Here is an 18,081-nt window from a genome sequence, read left to right on the forward strand (position 1 = left end):
CAGAACGTGGAGGTCGGCCATGACCACTGACACACCTATGCAGCTCGGCATGATCGGGCTCGGCCGGATGGGCGCCAACCTGGTGCGCCGGCTGATGCGCGACGGCCACCGCTGCGTCGTCTTCGACCTGGACACCGAAGCCGTGAAGGAGCTGGAGAAGGAGGGAGCGACAGCGGCATCCTCGCTCAGCGACCTGGTCGACAAGCTGGAGCAGCCGAGAAATGTCTGGCTGATGCTTCCGGCCGGCGTGGTACAGCCCACTCTTGACCAGCTTGCGGCCCTGCTGGACGCGGACGACACCGTCATCGACGGCGGCAACTCGTACTACCGGGACGACATCACCCGCGCCGGGCAGCTCGCCCCCAGCGGCATCCACTATGTCGACTGCGGCACCTCGGGCGGCGTCTGGGGTCTCGAGCGCGGCTACTGCCTGATGATCGGCGGCGAGGACGGAGCGGTGACACGGCTGGACCCGGTCTTCCGCACCATCGCACCCGGTACCGGGAACGCCGAACCCACCCCTGGCAGGACCCGGACCGACGGGACCGCGCCCGAGGGCTATCTGCACTGCGGACCGAGTGGTGCCGGCCACTTCGTGAAGATGGTTCACAACGGTGTCGAGTACGGGATGATGGCCGCCATCGCCGAGGGGCTCAGCATCATCAAGCACGCGGACGCCGGGCTGCGTTCGCAGTCCGTCGATGCCGAGACCGCCCCGCTGCGCGAGCCCGAGGTCTACCAGTACGAGATCGACGTGGCCGAGGTCGCCGAGGTGTGGCGCCGCGGTTCGGTGGTCGGCTCCTGGCTGGTCGACCTCGTCGCGGACGCACTGGCCCGCTCGCCGGAACTCGACAGTTTCACCGGCCGGGTCTCCGACTCCGGGGAGGGCCGGTGGACGGTCGTGGCGGCGGTCGAGGAGAGCGTGCCCGCGCCCGTCATCAGCGCGGCGCTGATCGAGCGGTACGAATCGCGCGGGCTGGGCGAGTTCACCGACAAAGTGCTGTCCGCGATGCGCGGTGAGTTCGGCGGTCACGCCGAGAAGGCGGGGTGAACCGTGGCCGGCCCCTCCCAGCCCGAAAACGGCACGCCGGTCCCCGAGGACCACGTCATCGTGCTGTTCGGTGCCACCGGCGACCTCGCCCGGCGCAAGCTCCTGCCGGGACTCTTCCACCTCGCCAAGGCCGGTCTGCTGCCGGCCCGCTACCGCATCGTAGGCTCGGCACCGTCACAGGCCGCGCTCAGTGACGACGACTTCCGCAAGCGGGCGCGGGAGGCGGTCGCGGAGTTCGGCAGGTCGAAGCCGGAAGGGGCGGCGTGGCAGGAGTTCGAGGACGCGCTGTCCTTCGGCGCGGCCGATCCCGACGATCCCGGGCCGCTTCTCGCGGCCGTGCAAGAGGCCGAGCGGGCCGTCGGCGGGAGCCCGCGGCGCCTGTTCCACCTCGCCGTGCCGCCGAAGGCGTTCGCCTCCGTGGTCGAGATGCTCGGGGCCACCGGCCTCGCCGACAACGCCCGCCTCATCGTGGAGAAGCCCTTCGGCACGGACCTTCCCTCGGCGCGGGCCCTCAATGCGACGATCCACGCCGTCTTCGACGAGTCCCGGGTCTTCCGCATCGACCACTTCCTCGGCAAGGAGTCCGTCGACAACATCCTGGCCCTCCGGTTCGCCAACGGCTTCTTCGAGCCCATCTGGAACCGCGACCACATCAGCCATGTGCAGATCGACGTGCCGGAGAAGATCGGGATCGAGGGCCGCGCCCAGTTCTTCGAAGGGACCGGCACCTTCCGGGACATGATCGTCACTCATCTCTTCCAGCTCATGGGATTCGTGGCGATGGAACCTCCGACCACCCTCGCGGCGAAGCCCCTGAGGGACGAGAAGGCGAAGGTCTTCGAGAGCATGCGGCCCCTGGATCCGGCACACGTGGTCCGCGGGCAGTACGAGGGCTATCGCGACGAGCAGGGCGTCGACCCCCGGTCGGACACCGAGACGTTTGTCGCGCTGCGGGTGGAACTCGAGAACTGGCGCTGGGCCGGAGTGCCCTTCTTCCTGCGCTCGGGCAAGTCGCTGGGGCAGGGACGGCATGTCGTCACGCTCGGCTTCCGGGAACCGGCCCTGCGCATGTTCCCGCTGGCTGCAAGGGACGTCCCCGAGGCACGGAGCAACGAGCTGGTCATCGATTTCGACGACCCCGGCCGGATCGCCGCCCGTTTCCTGGTGAAGGACCCCGGTCCCGCCATGCGCCTGAGCGAGGCCGAGATGGTCTTCGACTACGCGAGCTCGTTCAACGCGATGTACGCGCTCGAGGGGTACGAGCGCCTCATTCTGGACGCGATGCTGGGCGACCAGTCCCTGTTCACCCGCTCCGACGGGATCGAGCGCCTCTGGGAGGCGTCCACCCCGCTGCTGGAGGACCCGCCGCCGGTCGAGCCCTACGCGCCCGGTTCCTGGGGCCCGGAGTCGATCGACCGGCTCATCGCGCCGTACCGCTGGAGCCTGCCGGACCGCCGCTGACATTCCAGGAGCGCCACCGCGGCACGGGCAGCCGGGGCCCGTCGCGTCCCGGCTGCTCCGGATGACACCCGGGCGTCATCCCCACGGGCTACGCCTGGCGCGGCGGGCTGCGCCTGCCGCCCCCGGGGGCTGCCGCGCCCTTCTAGCCTCGACGGCATGCTGGGGCTTCCGGATCACGTACGCACGTGCCTGTTCGATCTCGACGGCGTCCTCACCCGTACCGCGAAAGTGCATGCGGCGGCGTGGAAGGAGATGTTCGACGGCTACCTGCGGCGGCGCGCCGAGCAAGAGGGCACGTCGTTCGTGCCGTTCGACGCCGTCCATGACTACGACGAGTACGTTGACGGCCGCCCCCGCGAGGACGGGGTCCGCACCTTTCTCTCCTCGCGCGGCATCGTCCTGCCCGACGGCGCTCCGGGTGACGGGCCGGACGAGGAGACGGTGATCGGTCTGGGCTCGCGCAAGAACGACCTCGTACTCCGCAAGATCCGCGAGCAGGGCGTGGAGGCGTACGAGGGCTCCGTGGCCTATGTGCGCGCCGCCAGGGACGCCGGTCTGCGGCGCGCCGTCGTCTCGTCGAGTGCCAACTGCCGTGACGTACTGGCCGCCGCCGGCATCGAGGATCTCTTCGAGGAGCGCATCGACGGGATCGTCGCCCGGGAGCAGCGGCTGCGGGGCAAACCGGCACCGGACACCTATCTGGCCGCCGCCCGTGCCCTCGGGGCCGAGCCCGGTACGGCTGCGGTGTTCGAGGACGCCCTGGCCGGGGTGGAGGCAGGCCGGGACGGGGCGTTCGGCATCGTCGTGGGCATCGACCGGACCGGACAGGCCGCTCAACTGCGCCTTCACGGCGCCGATGTCGTCGTGAAGGACCTCGCCGAGCTGCTGGAGTCACCATGATCACCCATCCCAGCTATGCGGTGGAGCCGTGGTGCCTGCGCGAGACCGAGCTGAACCTCGACGTCCTGGCCCAGAGCGAGTCCGTGTTCGCCCTGGCCAACGGCCATATCGGATGGCGCGGCAATCTCGACGAGGGCGAACCGTGCGGACTGCCCGGCTCCTATCTCAACGGTGTCCACGAACTGCATCCATTGCCGTACGCCGAGGCCGGTTACGGCTATCCGGAGTCCGGCCAGACGATGATCAACGTCACGGACGGAAAGATCATCAGGCTTCTCGTGGACGACCACCCCTACGACCTGCGGTACGGCGAACTGACGGCACACGAGCGGGTACTGGATTTCCGGACCGGAGTGCTGCACCGCACCGCGGAGTGGACTTCACCGGCCGGCCGCGCCGTGCGCATCACCTCGCACCGGCTGGTGTCGTTCACGCAACGGGCCGTCGCCGCGATCGCGTACGAGGTGGAGCCTCTGGACGCCGGCGCCACGGTCGCCGTCCAGTCCGAGCTGCTCGCGAACGAGCAGATGCCCCACGACGCCGGCGACCCGCGGGTCGCGGCCGCGATCGACTCCCCCTTGCAGCCGGAGGAGGACTTCGCCCAGGACACCCGTCTTCGGCTGGTGCACCGCACCAGGATGAGCGGCCAGCGGGTGGCCGTCACCGCCGACCACATCGTCGAAGGACCCGACGGGACGAGATGGTCGGCAGAGAGCGAACCGGACGTCAGCAGGCTCACGGTCACGGCAACGCTGGCGCCCGGGGAGAAGCTGCGGCTGGTGAAGTTCGTGGGCTACGGGTGGTCCGCCGAGCGGTCGCTGCCTGCCGTCCACGACCAGGTCGAGGCGGCGGTGGCCGCGGCACGCAGCACAGGATGGGAGGGGCTGCTCGCCGAGCAGCGGGCGTTCCTGGACCACTTCTGGTCCGGCGCCGACGTCGAGGTGGACGGTGACGCGGAGATCCAGCAGGCCGTGCGCTTCGCCCTCTTCCATGTGCTCCAGGCAGCGGCCCGGGGCGAGGAGCGGGCGATCCCCGCCAAGGGCCTGACGGGCACGGGCTACGACGGGCACTCGTTCTGGGACGTGGAGTCCTTCGTCCTCCCCGTGCTCACCTACACGGCCCCCCGAGCCGTCGGGCCGGTCCTGCGCTGGCGGCACGCCACCCTGCCCGCTGCGCGCGACCGGGCCCACCAGCTCGGGCTGGCCGGAGCGGCGTTCCCGTGGCGGACCATCACCGGCGCGGAGTGCTCGGCCTACTGGCCGGCCGGCACGGCGGCCTTTCACGTCAATGCCGACATCGCCGACGCCGTGGTGCGCTATGTGAGCGCCACCGGCGACGAGACGTTCGAGCGGGGGCCCGGGCTGGAACTGCTGGTGCACACCGCACGGCTGTGGCACTCGCTGGGCCACCACGACCCGGAGGGTACCTTCCACATCGACGGCGTCACGGGCCCCGACGAGTACAGCGCCATCGCCCGCGACAACCTGTACACCAACCTGATGGCGCGTCGGAATCTGATGGCCGCCGCGGAGACGGCGGGGCGCCACGCCGACCGGGCCGAGGAAATGGGGGTCGACGACGAGGAGACCGCCGCGTGGCGCGACGCAGCCGCCCGGATGGCCGTGCCGTACAACGAGACGCTGGGCGTGCACGAGCAGTCCGCCGGGTTCACCGGCTTCCAGCACTGGGACTTCGACTCCACCTCGCCGGACCAGTACCCGCTGCTGCTGCACTTCCCCTACTTCGATCTCTACCGCAAGCAGGTCGTGAAGCAGGCCGACCTGGTCCTCGCCATGCTGACCTGCTCGGAGTCCTTCACGGCCGAGGAGAAGGCCCGCAACTTCGCCTACTACGAGCCGCTGACCGTGCGGGACTCCTCGCTCTCGGCGTGCTGCCAGGCCGTGTTGGCCGCGGAGACCGGGCACCTCCGGCTGGCGTACGCCTATCTGGGCGAGGCGGCACTGATGGACCTGGAGAACCTGGAGCACAACACCCGCGACGGGCTGCACATCGCGTCCCTCGCCGGCACCTGGATCGCCTTGGTGACCGGGCTCGGCGGAATGCGCCAGCACGACGGTGCGGCCGGTCGGCCGGCTTTCGCCCCCCGGCTGCCGGAGCGTCTTTCCGGCCTGAAGTTCACCGTGCTGCTGCGAGGGCGCAGGCTGCGGGTGGACATCAGCCGCACCGCGGCCCGCTACACCCTGGTGGAGGGGGACCCGCTGCAGATCCTGCACCACGGCGAGCCGCTCACGGTCTCGGCGGCAGAGACGGTTCAGCGTCCCCTCCCCCCGATGCCCGTGCGGCCCGAACCGCAGCAGCCCAAGGGGCGTCGCCCGGCCGACCGTGCGGGCGCCGAGGAGCCGGCGGCCGGGGAGGCGGCCGACTGACCTGTGCGCCGGCCGGCTCGGTGGCGGTGCGGGTCCCGGTGCCGGGCTCGACGGGGGTACGGGTTCCGCGTCCGGTCGGTCGACGGCGACCGGCTACGACGCCGCACAAAGGGCGCGGCCCAGCGGAGTGGACGCGTAGAAGACTTCGCGGCCGGTGCGGTTGCGGCTGAGCAGTCCGCCGGCGTGCAACACCTTCAGGTGCTGGCTCACCGCGCCCGGCCGCATGGACAGTCGGCGAGCGATCACGGCGGTGGTGGCCGGTTCCGCCAAGGCGACGAGGATCCGCGCACGGGTACGGCCGATGAGGGCGGTGAGCGCCTCGCCGGTGGGCACGATCCCCTGCTGCCACACCGTGGCGACGCCGGGGGCGGGGTAGATGAGCATCGGCTGGTAGGGCTCCGCCATCACGGTCGTGTCGGGCCAGTGGAAGACGCTCGGCACCAGGATCATTCCGTCGCCCAGGAGCGGGCCTGTACGACGCCACGCCTGCGTGGTCACGCGCAGCCGTCCGCCGTTCCAACTGATGTTGCCGTGCAGGTCGTTGAACATCGCCGCCGCACCCTGCCGGGCGAGCTGACGGGAACGACGCAGCACTTCCGAGTCGAACAACCCTTGGATCTGAGGCCAGTACGGGGAGAGCGCCGGGTCCCAGTAGCGCCGAAGGAGGTCCGCCACGCGCACGGTCCCGGCGGCCGGATCGGCGAGGAACTGCTGCACCGTCGGCGAATGTGCGGCCGGAACCCGTGCCGCCTCCGCTGCCGCCTTGTCGGGATCCGCACTGGCCACGAGGTGGAGTTCGGCGCCGATGTCCGGCAGCGGACTGGTCGGCGGTGGAGTCAGGAAGTCGGCGATGTACGGGCCTGGTGGGGCGAGCGCGAACAGCAACTCCAGGTCCAGTTCGCCGAGCAGGGGGCGCACAGCCCGAATCCACGGCAGATGCAGGGCATGCCGACCCGGGTCTTGCAGCATGCGCAGGCTGGCCACCGCCTCGGAGACGGGAGAGAAGGCAAAGCGCAGACGGGCGAGGTCGCCCGGCGCGAAGTCGAACTCTGCGCACGGGGCGGACGAGGATGAGGATTCAGCCACAACTGAAACATTCACTCAGAGCGGCCCGTGTGGTCAACCATCGGTGCAACGCCCCGCGCCGAACCTCGGTGGGCGTCGGACCCACCATGGATGTAAAGGACTTGACCATGTCGAACCCGTTCCACGAGCCGCTCACCACCGAGAACGCCGCACTCCTCCTCGTCGACCACCAGATCGGACTGCTCACCGGCGTCAGGGACATGGGCACCGACGAACTGAAGCACAACGTCACCGCTCTGACCCGCGCGGCCGTGCGGCTCGGCATCCCCGTCATCGCCACCACAACGTCGGCCGACGAACTGTGGGGCCCGCTCATTCCCGAACTTCAGGCCGTACTGCCCAAGGACCTGGAGGTGATGGACCGCTCGACGGTCAACGCCTGGCACGACGAGCGGGTCCGCGGCGCACTGGAATCCTTCGGACGGGACCGGATCATCGTGGCGGGCACCTCCCTCGAGGTCTGTGCCGCCCTCCCCGCGATCTCGGCGACCGCCGCCGGATACACCGCCTACGTCGCCGTGGACGCATCCGGCACCTTCTCCGCGACCAAGCGTGAGACCGGCCTGGCGCGCCTGAACCAAGCAGGGGTGATCGTGAGCGACTACGCGAGCCTGGTCGTCGAGATGCTCGCGGACAACGCCCACCCGATCGCGCCGCATGTCTACGAAGACCTCGACATGCCGTTCGCCACGCTCGTCGGGCAGTTCGTGGCGGCCCGCTCCCGCTGAGACCGCACGCCGCCCTCCCCGCCGCGCCACCCCGGGCGGGACACAGAGGCGGCCGCACCACCTGTCACCGAGTCGCGCCATGGCCGGCGGTCCGTCTGTCACTTCCGCCCGGCCATGGTGAGGCCCGCACCCACGACGCTCAACGACCACCGGCCCTTGAGGGACCATGCCCGAAGCACACCTGCCCCACTTGAAGGCGACTGTCCGCCCTGGCCTTCAGCGCAACGATGACCCACGCCACCCCGCCTGCCCTCGCGAGAGTGCCGCGCTCCTGGCGGGCGACCGACAGAGAGGAACCCGATCATGAGCGATCTGAACTTCGGGTTCTCTCTCATGCCGACCACCGATATCGCCCACCATCTGGAGCTGGTCGCCACAGCCGAGGACGGGGGCCTCGACCTCGTCGGCATCCAGGACCACCCCTACATGCCGGCCTTGACCGACACGTTCACCCTCATCGGCCACTTGATCGCCCACACCGAGCACCTCACATATTTCCCGGACGTGGCCAGCCTGCCGCTGCGGCCACCGGCGATGCTGGCCAAGACGTCGGCCGCGCTGGACCTGGTCTCCGGCGGCCGCTTCGAACTCGCCCTGGGCGCCGGGGGCTACTGGGAAAGCATCGAGGAGATGGGCGTCGCGCGACGCACCCCCCGCCAGGGCATCGAAGCCGTGGAGGAGGCCGTCCACATCCTGCGCGCGCTGTGGAGCCCCGGCCGGCCCGTCCGGTTCGAGGGCCGGTACTACCGGCTGGACGGGGTCCAGGCCGGCCCCGCACCCGCGCACCCCATCGGGATCTGGCTCGGCGCGCAGGGGCCGCGAGCACTGGCCCAGACCGGGCGGATCGCCGACGGCTGGGCCGCGCCCATTCCCAGCTACTTGCAGTACGAGAAGTGGGCCGAGGCCAACGCCCGCATCGACACCGCCGCCCGGGAAGCGGGTCGCAAGCCCGACGACATCATGCGCATGGCGCAGATCGTAGGCACCATCACCGACCGACCCGCCGACGCCGAGGCCCGCACCGGCGCCGCACCGGTCCGGGGCACCCCCGACCAGTGGGCCCGCCTCATCGCCCGCCTCGCCACCGAGCAGCCCTTCCGCACCTTCGTGTTCTGGCCCGAACGCTCCACAACCGAACAGATCCACCGCTTCGCCCACGACGTTGTGCCCGTGGCACGCGCTCTCCTCGCCAAGCCATGGACGATGGGCCAAGAGGCCCGCTGACGAGCACTCCTGCGTCGGCGCAGGAACGGCCATGGCCCGGCGCGACACACGCAGCCGATGAGCGGGCAGGCGCCGTGGAACCGGGCAGGGGCCCCCGGGCCCGTACTGACGGCGGGTGGCACCAGTGGCCCTACCGGCGGCTGCGCACGAGCAGCCACAGGAAGTACGGCGTGCCGATCACGGCGGTCAACAGGCCGGCGCCCAACTGGGCCGGCGCGATCACGGTACGGCCCAGCAGGTCCGCGGTGCAGACGAGAACGGCGCCGAGCAGCACCGCGACCGGCAGCACGCGGACGTGCTGCCGGCCCACGAGGGCCCGGGCCGCGTGGGGTGCCACGAGTCCCACGAAGCCGATCGTGCCCGCGGCGGCGACGGCGGTGGCGCTGAGCAGGACGCTCAGCACGAGGAAGCCCAGGCGCGCCCGTGCCAGATCGAGCCCCAGAAGCCTCGGGGTGTCCTCATCGAGCGACACGAGGTCGAGTTCCGTGCGCCGCAGGACCGCGACGACCAGCCCAACGGCGAGCACGACCGCAAGTGGCGCCACGTCGGGCAGGGTCCGTCCGTAGGTGGAGCCCGACAGCCAGGTGAGGGCCTTCGTCGCGTTGAACGGATCGGTGAGGACGATGAGCAGGCTGATCAGCGCGGCGGTCCCGGTGGCGACGCCGAACCCGACGAGGACGAGCCGGTTCTGCTGGAACCCGCCCCGCGCGGCGAGCCCGAAGACGATGGCAGAGCTGACGGCGGCGCCCGCGAACGCCGCACCGGCCAGGCTCCATGACCCGGCGAGGGGCACCGTCGTCACGAGGAACACGGCGCCGAGCGCGGCCCCGCCGGAGACGCCCAGAACACCGGGCTCCGCGAGCGGATTGCGGGTCACGGCCTGGACGAGCGCCCCGGCCAGGGCCAGTGCCGCGCCCGCGAGGAGCGCCGCGAGGACCCGGGGCACCCGGGTGTCGAGGACGAAGGTGACGGTCCGGCCCGCCCTGCCTTGTGCCCAGTTCACCACGTCGCCGAGCAGCAGTTTGCTGTCGCCCAGCAGCACGGCGGCGATCGTCACTCCGATGAGCACCGCCGCCAGTACCGCCGCGGTGGTCAGGAAGACGGCCCGGCTCCTGATACGCAGCCGGTCGGCTGCGGCAGCTCCGGCGGTGTCCCGGACCCGGGTGGCCATCGCGATCAGGAACACGGCACCGACGAGGCTGGTGGCAACGCCGGTCGGCACGGCGACGGCCACGTCGGCCGGCACGACGGCGCGCAGGAGCACGTCCGAGCCGAGCACCAGCACCGCGCCGGCGAGGCCCGCGACCGGAACGCTCGACCGCGTCCGGGAGAAGGCCCCGAATCTGCGGGCGAGGGGGCGGACGAGGGCGGGGGCGCACAGGCCGATGAACCCGATCGGTCCGGCGAGCGTGACGGCTGCCGCGGAGAGCAGGGAGGCCAGCACGACCGCCGTGACGCGGGTGGCGCGAACGGGGACGCCGAGGCCGCGCGCCGCGTCGTCGCCGAGGGCCAGGGCGTCGACCCGGCGGGCGACGAGCAGCAGTCCGACGAGGCCGGCGAAGCCGATCGGCGCCAACTGCAGCACGCCGTCGAACCCGTTCTGCGAGATGCTGCCCTGGTTCCACTGGTAGAGGCCCTCGGTCTGCCTGGGGAACAGCAGGAGCAGCCCCTCGGTGACGGCGGTGAGGCCGAGAGCGAGGGCGCTGCCGGCGAGAACGAGCCGGACCGTGCCGGCGCCCAGACCCGACAGCCCGAGCACGACGGCCGCCGCCGCGAGGGCGCCGACGAACGCGACGCCGGAGGAGGCGAGCAGCGGGAGCGAGACGCCGGTGACGGCGACCAGTCCGAGGGCCAGGTAGGAGCCCGCGTTCACCGCGAGGGTGTCGGGCGAGGCGAGCACGTTGCGGCTGACCGCCTGCAGTGCGGCGCCCGCCGTTCCGAGCACGGCTCCGACGAGCAGCCCCGCGGTCATCCTCGGCAGCCGGGAGGCGATGACGACGGACGCGTCGGCCGGGTCGGCACGTCCGGTGAGCGCCTTCCAGACCTCGGGGGCGCCGACAGCGGCCGTGCCCTGGGTGATGTCGACGATCGCGAGGCCCGCGACGAGGAGGACGAGCGCGGCCGTCACCGCGGCCGCGCCCGTCCGGGACGTGGCCGCCGGCGGACGGGTGGCGGTGGTGGTGGCGGTGACGGCCATGGTGTTACTTCGTCAGCGCGTCGACGGTGGCGTCGATGTACGCCTCCATCGACTCGGGACCGCCGAACATCCAGATGCCGTCGGGCAGCCGGTGAACGTTGCCCTTCTTCACGAACGGCAGCGACGTCCACACGGAGTTCTTCGCCAGGGCGCCGGTGAACGGCGTGCTGTTCTTGTCCCCGTTGCTGCCGATGTACGCGAACTGCACATCGCCGAGCTTGGTGAGTCCTTCGACGTCGGTGGCGGCGAGCCCGTAGCTCTCGTCGCCCTTGACCGTCCAGGCGTTCTTCAGGCCGATCTTCTCGTTGACGGCTCCGATGAGCGAGCCGCCGGTGTACGGCCTGATCGAGACCTGGTTGGAGACGACGTATCCGTCGGCGAAGGCGTACTTCGTACCGGCGAGACCGGCATCGGCGAGGGTTTTCTTGCCCTCGGCGAGCTTCGCCTCGAAGTCCTTCTTGAGCTTGTCGGCCTGCTGCGTGGTGCCCGTGGCCTGCGCGATGAGGTCGAGGTTCTTCGTCATCTGCCCGATCGGGTCGGCGGCGTCCGCAGGGCGCACCTCCAGGACCGGGGCGACCTTGCGCAGCTGCTTCACGGCGGCCGGCGGCAGGTCGGAAGTGGCGACGATGAGGTCCGGCGACAGGGCGGCGATGGTGTCCATGCTCGGCTCCCCGCGCGTGCCGATGTCCTTGGGCTCGTTCTTCAGCGGGACCGCGGTGTCCCACGTCTTGTAGCCCTTGACGTCGGCGACTCCGACGGGGTCGACGCCCAGCGATATGAGGCTCTCGACGACGTTCCACTCGGTTCCGACGACCTTCTTGGCGGGCCCGTCGAGCTGCACCTTCGCGCCGGACGCGTCGGTGAGGGTGATGCGTTCGGCAGTCTTCTTCGCGTCATCGGCGGCGGGTTCGGTCGTCCCGCAGGCGGTCAGGGTGAGCGCCGCGGCGGTGGCGGCTGCGGCGGTGAGGAGGAGGCGTCTCATGAGGTGGTGCTGAGCCTTTCGCTTCGCGTGTGGTGCCGGCCGATCGCGCGGGTGCGCAGCCGGCCCGTGAGGGGGTCGGTGTCGACTTCGATGCGGATGCCGTACGTGTCGGTGAGTTGCTGCGCCGTCAGTACGTCCTCTGGGAGGCCGTCGGCGATGATCCGTCCCGTGTGGAGGAGCACGATCCGGTCGGCGACGGCCGCGGCCTGGTCGAGGTCGTGCAGGACGGCGCCCACGGCGATCCCGTGGTCGTCCGCCAGGTCGCGGACGAGGTCGAGGAGTTCGACCTGATACCGCAGGTCGAGATAGGTCGTCGGCTCGTCGAGGAGCAGCACGCCGGTCTCCTGGGCGAGGCAGCCGGCGAGCCATACACGCTGCAGCTGTCCTCCGGAGAGGTGCTCGGCGCCGCGTTCGGCGAGTTCCTCGACGCCCGTCATGGCGAGCGCGCGCTCCACAGCGGCCCGTCCGCCCGGGTCTGACCTGCCCCAGCGGCCCCGGTACGGGTAGCGGCCGAACTCGACGACGTCCCGTACGGTCAGCCCGCTGGGCGTGGGGCGTCCCTGCGTCAGGAGAGCCACATGCCGCGAGAACTCACGGGAGGTCAGGGCGAGGCCGTCCGTGTCGGCGTCGAGGGTGAGCGTGGCGCTCCTGGGCCGCTGCAGACGCGCGATCGTACGCAGGAGCGTCGACTTCCCGCTGCCGTTCGGACCCACCAGGACGGTCACTTCGCCCGGCCGCAGCGACAGCGACGCGTCGTGCACGACATCGACACCGTCATACGCCACGGTGACGCCCGTGGCCGACAGTTCATGACCGCGTGGACGCGTGGCCTCGGAGTTCTCTCCACCAACATTCACGCCGCGAAGGTTAGCCTAACCTAAAACAGGGTTCGGACCGGGGCCGGAACCACGGGCCGACATCGGCGCCCCGGCCACTCGGACCCGCTCCCCACCCCGCCCGCCTCGGCCATACCCACACCGCGCATCCGCGGCACCCCGGCACCTTCCAACCACCCGGCGCATCCAGGCACTTGAACATACAGACGCCCAGGACACACCGAACACGTCGCGCACAACAGGTACGGGCCGCGCGTGGCGCGCGTCACCCTTCGGCGTACCGCTCGTGGCCGTGTCGTTCACATGGCAGCCGCTCGACACACCGGAGGAGCGGTGGCACGGCCTCGGCCACCGGCGGCAGCATGGGCAGCGACACGAGATCGAAGTTAGGTTAGGCTAAGCTAAACCTTGCCAGAGTAGGTGTGCACGGCAGTTTCATCAAGGGGAGGAACAGCCATGGGGTTGCCGGTCATCGACGCCTACCAGATGCCCGACCGTTCGGCACTTCCCCGCTCCTGCGCACTCTGGGACGTCGATCCCGAACGCGCCGCGCTGCTCGTCCACGACATGCAGAACCATTTCGTAGGGGCGTTCCCGCCGGAACGCTCCCCTGTCGTGGAGCTCGTCGAGAACATAGCCGCCCTGCGCGAAGTCGCCGGAACGCTCGGTATGCCGGTGGTCTTCAGTGCTGAGCCAGCTGCCCAACAGCCCGACAAGCGTGGGCTCGTGGCGGATGTCTGGGGCCCCGGCATCGGGGACGACCCCGAGGCCGCAGCCATCATCGAGCCGCTGGCCCCGCGCCCCGGTGAACATCTGCTCGCCAATGTGCGTCACAACGCTTTCCTGCGCAGTCATCTCGGCAGGCTGCTGCGCTCGGAAGGGCGTGACCAACTGATCATTTGTGGGGTGTACGCGCACCTCGGCGTCCTTCTGACGGCCGCGGACGCCTTCATGAACGACATTCAGCCGTTCGTCGTCGCGGACGCCGTGGCCGACTTCTCCGCCGAGGAGCACGCCATGGCCCTGCGGTGGGCCGCGCACAGCGGCAAGGTCTGCACCACCAACGCCCTGCTGCGCGACCTGCTGCTCCACAGAGCCCCTCGGGACGCGTGACGCTCCCCTTCGCATGTCCCCATCTGACAGGAAAGACGGAAGAACATGACCGTACGGGTCGCGGTAGCCGGAGCAAGTGGCTATGCCGGCGGCGAGATTCTGCGCCTGCTGGACTCACATCCCGGCGTGAAGATCGGTTCTGTGACGGCACACAGCCGCGCCGGCCAGGCGCTCGGCGAGGCGCAGCCGCAGTTGTCCGCTCTCGCAGACCGGACACTCGAGGAGACATCGGCGGGCACCTTGCGCGGGCACGACGTGGTGTTCCTCGCTCTCCCGCACGGTGAATCGGCGCGGCTGACCCGCCGGTTGGGGAGGGACACCCTGGTCGTAGACTGCGGCGCGGACTTCCGTCTGCGCGACCCCGTCGACTGGGAACGCTTCTACGGCTGCGAGCACGCCGGGACCTGGCCGTACGGACTGCCCGAACTACCCGGCGCCCGGGACGAGCTGAGCGGCACCAACCGGATCGCGGTACCGGGGTGCTTCCCGACGGCGGCCACCCTCGCTTTGTTCCCGGCCTACGCGGCCGGGCTGGTCGAGCCCGAAGCCGTGATCGTGGCGGCCAGCGGAACCTCGGGCGCGGGCCGGGCGGCCAAAGCGCACCTGCTGGGCTCCGAGGTGATGGGCTCGATGACCCCGTACGGCGTCGGGGGCGTCCATCGCCACACCCCGGAGCTGACGCAGAATCTGTCGCAGGTGGCGGGCGAGCTGGTCACCGTGTCCTTCACCCCGACTCTGGCGCCCATGCCACGCGGCATTCTGGCCACCTGCTCGGCGCGTCTGCGCCCCGGCGTGGCCGTCGACTGCGGTACGGACGAGGTGCGCACCCTCTTCGAAGCGGCGTACGCCGACGAGCCGTTCGTCCGGCTGCTGCCGCCCGGCCGGTGGCCCTCCACCGGCTCCGTCCTCGGCTCCAACACCGCGCAGGTGCAGGTGGCCGTGGATCCGGCCGCCGGCCGTCTGGTCTGCGTGAGCGCGATCGACAACCTGGTGAAAGGCACCGCGGGTGGCGCGGTGCAGAGCATGAATGTCGCCCTCGGCCTGCCGGAGTGGCTGGGCCTGCCCACGAATGGAGTGGCTCCGTGACCGTGACCGCTGCCAGAGGGTTCCTTGCGAGCGGTGTGGCAGCCGGCATCAAGGAATCCGGCGATCCCGACCTGGCCCTGGTCGTGAACCAGGGGCCGTCCCGTGCCGCCGCCGGGGTCTTCACCTCGAACCGGGTACAGGCGGCGCCGGTGCGCTGGTCACGCCGGATGCTGGCGGACCAACGACCTCACCGCCGAGTACGTCCACGAGAACAGCGCCTACAGCTCATGAATGGGACGGGTACAGGGATGAAGGCTCCCGTCGAACAGAGCGTGGCGGCGGCGGACCTGCCGGCAGGGGACCTTCCCTGGCAGGAGGAACTCCAGGGCCGGACGGTCGTCATCAAGTTCGGCGGCAACGCCATGGTGGATCCCGCGCTCCACCGGACGTTCGCCCAGGACGTGGTGGAGCTGTGGCACGCCGGGCTGCATCCCGTCGTCGTGCATGGCGGCGGACCGCAGATCAGCGCGATGCTTGCCCGGCTCGACCTGGAGGTCCGCTTCGAGGCGGGTCTGAGGGTGACGACTCCGGAGACCATGGACGTGGTCCGGATGGTGCTGACGGGTCAGGTCCAGCGTGAGCTCGTCGGTGCCGTCAACGCCCACGGGCCGTTCGCCGTGGGTATGTCGGGCGAGGACGCGCATACGATGACCGCGGTACGGCGCGCCGCCCTGGTGGACGGCCGGCCGGTGGACATCGGCCTGGTCGGCGACATCGTGGCCGTGAACCCCGATACCGTACGGGCGCTGCTGGAGCAGGGCCGCATCCCGGTGATCTCACCGGTCGCGCGCGGCACGGACGGGCAGGTCTACAACGTCAACGCGGATCTCGCGGCGTCCGCGCTGGCCGTCGCGCTCGGCGCGGAGCGTCTGGTGATGCTGACGGACGTGGAGGGCCTGTACGCAGACTGGCCCCACAGCACCGAGGTGATCGAGCGTCTGACCGCCGGTGAGCTGGACGGGCTGCTGCCGGGCCTCGCGAGCGGGATGCTCCCGAAGATGGAGGGCTGTCTGCGGGCGGTCCGCTCCGGAGTCGGCCGGGCGCACGTGCTCGACGGACGGGTTCCGCACGCGGTGTTGCGCGGCGTCTTCACCGAGAGGAGCCCCGGCACCACGGTCGTACCCGACAGCGAGGAGACGGGCGGACCGCTGCCGACGCCGCGCCGCTGACCGACCGCTGGCGAGCGGTGATGGTGACTCCTCCCCTTCGTAAACGAAGGGGTTTCTCGCTATGCCGGTTGGGCTTTGCGACGGGCCAGCCCGGCCCGTGGAACGTTCAGGGCTCCCACCGTGTCCGCATGCGCCGAGTGGCCGCAGGCGGTGCAGTGGAACCCTTCCTGTGTGGGCCGGTTCTCCGCTGAGCCGTCTTCGTCTCGGAACCGGCCGTCGCTCTGGCGGAACGGCTGCTGCAGCTGCTGGGCAGACCGGGCAGGGTCTTCTTCGCCAACTCGGGTACGAAGGCCGTCGAGGCAGCCTTCAAGATCGCCCGCAGAACGGGACGGACCCATCTGGTCGCGACGGAGGCCGGTTTCCACGGGCGGACCGTGGGCGCCCTGGCCCTGACCGGGCAGCCCGCGAAGCGTGATCCCTTCTTCCCGCTGCCCGGCGACGCGACGCATGCGCCGTACGGGGACACCGGGGCCCTGCGCGCCGCGGTCACGGCGGACACCGCGGCCGTCTTCATGGAGCCCGTCCAGGGCGAGGCGGGCGTGATTCCGGCTCCCGACGGTTATCTGCGGGCAGCCCGGGACATCACCCGCTCCACGGGAAGCATGCTCGTGCTGGACGAGGTGCAGACGGGGATCGGCCGTACCGGCCACTGGTTTGCGCACCAGGCGGTATCCGGCGTGGACCCCGACGTGGTGACCCTGGCCAAGGGCCTGGGCGGCGGGCTGCCGATCGGCGCCACGGTGGCGTTCGGCGCGGCGGCGGAACTGCTGAGCCCCGGGCACCACGGCTCGACCTTCGGCGGCAACCCCGTGGCGTGCGCGGCCGGGCTCGCCGTACTGGAGACGGTCGAGACCGAGGGCCTGCTCCTCCATGTCGTGCGGGCGGAGGAACTGCTGCGGCGCGGGATCGAGGAGCTGAAGCATCCTTTGGTGCGCGAGGTGCGGGACATGGGGCTGCTGCTGGGAGTCGCGCTCACCGAGCCGGTCGCGGCCCGGATTCAGCGGGCAGCACAGGAGGCCGGGTTCCTGGTGAACGCCGCCGGCGCCTGGACCGTGCGGCTGGCTCCCGCTCTGACGGTCACGGAGACGGAGATCGCTCAGTTTGTGGGGGCGTTGCCGGCCATCCTCGGCACCTGACGTCCACGCGGTGCGAAAAAGGCGGGGCCCAGCCGTTCCTGCTCGGGCCCCGCCCTTTCGTCGTGGCTGCTCACAAGGTGGCGATCACAGGACGCGGCCGAGAACGCGGGCGCCCCGCGCGGGGTCCAGGGACCGTGCCCAGGCCGCAGGGGCGAGGCTCGGGCAGGCCGGAGCAAAGGCGTACCGCAGGAAGAGACGGCCGCTGCCGGTCGTTGCCGTGAACAGCGCGTCCAGAGACTGCGCCCGCCCACGGGCCAGGGCGGCGCCCAGAAGCCGCGCCCCCACACCGCTGCCCTGCATGTGCTGCGCGACGCAGAAGTTGTACAGGACCCCGAGGGCCCGGCCGTCGCGCGTCGGCTCCGGGTCGACACGCAGCGCCAGGCAGCCGTCCAGGGTGCCGTCAGGCGCCTCGGCCACCAGGAAGTCGGTCGCCTGCCACGCGTAGACGTGGAACGGCCGCTCGCGCAGTGCGCCCGAGCGGATGAACGGACGTGAGAGAGCGGCGAGAGCGGCGGCGTCCCGTGGGCGGGCCGAGCGCACGGAGAACGTGGGGATGTGGGGCAGGTAAGGCGGGTGGGGCGCGCGGGACAACAGCGTTCCGGGGCGCGGCATGGCCGTGATCAAGGCGTTCCTTCCTCGGTTCCACCGGGCGAGGAAGCGATCAATCGCCGCGTCACCTCGGTGAAACAGTCAGACCAAGGTTAGCCTCACCTAAGCTGTTGACC

14 protein-coding genes and 2 pseudogenes are annotated in these 18,081 nt (G+C 70.9%); 11 read left to right on the forward strand and 5 right to left on the reverse strand.

What is annotated here, in order from left to right; translation table 11 throughout:
* Positions 1 to 19: 19 nt before the first annotated feature.
* The 4 genes from gnd (at position 20) to OHS70_RS01700 (ending at position 5,799) form a co-directional block, all read left to right on the forward strand.
* On the forward strand, positions 20 to 1,051 hold the full coding sequence (gnd, locus tag OHS70_RS01685; RefSeq protein WP_443062548.1) for a phosphogluconate dehydrogenase (NAD(+)-dependent, decarboxylating): 1,032 nt from the start codon (positions 20 to 22) through the stop codon (positions 1,049 to 1,051).
* A gap of 3 nt (positions 1,052 to 1,054) precedes the next feature.
* Positions 1,055 to 2,512: a glucose-6-phosphate dehydrogenase gene (gene zwf, locus OHS70_RS01690; RefSeq protein ID WP_328392849.1), complete on the forward strand. Its 1,458-nt coding sequence runs from the start codon at positions 1,055 to 1,057 to the stop codon at positions 2,510 to 2,512.
* Positions 2,513 to 2,668: 156 nt separating this feature from the next.
* On the forward strand, positions 2,669 to 3,412 hold the full coding sequence (locus OHS70_RS01695) for an HAD family hydrolase (RefSeq protein WP_328392851.1): 744 nt from the start codon (positions 2,669 to 2,671) through the stop codon (positions 3,410 to 3,412).
* Positions 3,409 to 5,799, forward strand: a complete 2,391-nt coding sequence (locus OHS70_RS01700; protein ID WP_328392853.1) for a glycoside hydrolase family 65 protein — start codon at positions 3,409 to 3,411, stop codon at positions 5,797 to 5,799. The genes OHS70_RS01695 and OHS70_RS01700 overlap by 4 nt, the downstream gene beginning before the upstream one ends.
* 93 nt (positions 5,800 to 5,892) lie before the next feature.
* Here the strand turns inward: OHS70_RS01700 and OHS70_RS01705 are convergent, their stop codons facing one another.
* Positions 5,893 to 6,885 (reverse strand): ArsR/SmtB family transcription factor, encoded by a 993-nt coding sequence (locus OHS70_RS01705; RefSeq protein WP_328392855.1) that lies wholly within the window; start codon positions 6,883 to 6,885, stop codon positions 5,893 to 5,895.
* A 107-nt stretch (positions 6,886 to 6,992) separates the two neighbouring features.
* Between OHS70_RS01705 and OHS70_RS01710 the strand changes: the two genes are divergently transcribed.
* Positions 6,993 to 7,613 (forward strand): isochorismatase family protein, encoded by a 621-nt coding sequence (locus tag OHS70_RS01710; protein WP_328392857.1) that lies wholly within the window; start codon positions 6,993 to 6,995, stop codon positions 7,611 to 7,613.
* A 303-nt stretch (positions 7,614 to 7,916) separates the two neighbouring features.
* Positions 7,917 to 8,837, forward strand: a complete 921-nt coding sequence (locus OHS70_RS01715; RefSeq protein WP_328392859.1) for an LLM class flavin-dependent oxidoreductase — start codon at positions 7,917 to 7,919, stop codon at positions 8,835 to 8,837.
* A 130-nt stretch (positions 8,838 to 8,967) separates the two neighbouring features.
* Here the strand turns inward: OHS70_RS01715 and OHS70_RS01720 are convergent, their stop codons facing one another.
* The 3 genes from OHS70_RS01720 to OHS70_RS01730 are packed head-to-tail and all read right to left on the reverse strand — an operon-like array spanning position 8,968 to position 12,873.
* Positions 8,968 to 11,034, reverse strand: a complete 2,067-nt coding sequence (locus OHS70_RS01720) for an iron ABC transporter permease (RefSeq protein ID WP_328392861.1) — start codon at positions 11,032 to 11,034, stop codon at positions 8,968 to 8,970.
* A gap of 4 nt (positions 11,035 to 11,038) precedes the next feature.
* Positions 11,039 to 12,016: an iron-siderophore ABC transporter substrate-binding protein gene (locus OHS70_RS01725; RefSeq protein WP_328392863.1), complete on the reverse strand. Its 978-nt coding sequence runs from the start codon at positions 12,014 to 12,016 to the stop codon at positions 11,039 to 11,041.
* Complete coding sequence (locus OHS70_RS01730; RefSeq protein WP_328392865.1) at positions 12,013 to 12,873, reverse strand: ABC transporter ATP-binding protein; 861 nt, start codon at positions 12,871 to 12,873, stop codon at positions 12,013 to 12,015. The genes OHS70_RS01725 and OHS70_RS01730 overlap by 4 nt, the downstream gene beginning before the upstream one ends.
* A gap of 435 nt (positions 12,874 to 13,308) precedes the next feature.
* Between OHS70_RS01730 and OHS70_RS01735 the strand changes: the two genes are divergently transcribed.
* From OHS70_RS01735 to OHS70_RS01755, 5 genes and pseudogenes are all read left to right on the forward strand, one after another.
* Positions 13,309 to 13,965, forward strand: a complete 657-nt coding sequence (locus tag OHS70_RS01735) for an isochorismatase family protein (RefSeq protein ID WP_328392867.1) — start codon at positions 13,309 to 13,311, stop codon at positions 13,963 to 13,965.
* 45 nt (positions 13,966 to 14,010) lie between these two features.
* The gene (argC, locus tag OHS70_RS01740; RefSeq protein WP_328392869.1) at positions 14,011 to 15,051 is read left to right on the forward strand and encodes an N-acetyl-gamma-glutamyl-phosphate reductase; all 1,041 of its coding nucleotides are present in this window, start codon (positions 14,011 to 14,013) and stop codon (positions 15,049 to 15,051) included.
* Positions 15,048 to 15,224, forward strand: a pseudogene (locus OHS70_RS01745) (bifunctional ornithine acetyltransferase/N-acetylglutamate synthase); the annotation flags it as partial. The gene argC and the pseudogene OHS70_RS01745, both read left to right, overlap by 4 nt.
* Positions 15,225 to 15,299: 75 nt before the next feature.
* Positions 15,300 to 16,220 (forward strand): acetylglutamate kinase, encoded by a 921-nt coding sequence (argB, locus tag OHS70_RS01750; RefSeq protein WP_328405361.1) that lies wholly within the window; start codon positions 15,300 to 15,302, stop codon positions 16,218 to 16,220.
* 194 nt (positions 16,221 to 16,414) lie between these two features.
* Positions 16,415 to 17,356, forward strand: a pseudogene (locus OHS70_RS01755) (acetylornithine transaminase); the annotation flags it as partial.
* An 84-nt stretch (positions 17,357 to 17,440) separates the two neighbouring features.
* On the opposite strand, the gene OHS70_RS01760 reads toward OHS70_RS01755, so the two are convergent.
* Complete coding sequence (locus OHS70_RS01760) at positions 17,441 to 17,950, reverse strand: GNAT family N-acetyltransferase (protein WP_443062718.1); 510 nt, start codon at positions 17,948 to 17,950, stop codon at positions 17,441 to 17,443.
* Positions 17,951 to 18,081 lie beyond the last annotated feature (131 nt).

Source organism: Streptomyces sp. NBC_00390 (genome assembly GCF_036057275.1).
Taxonomy (GTDB): domain Bacteria; phylum Actinomycetota; class Actinomycetes; order Streptomycetales; family Streptomycetaceae; genus Streptomyces.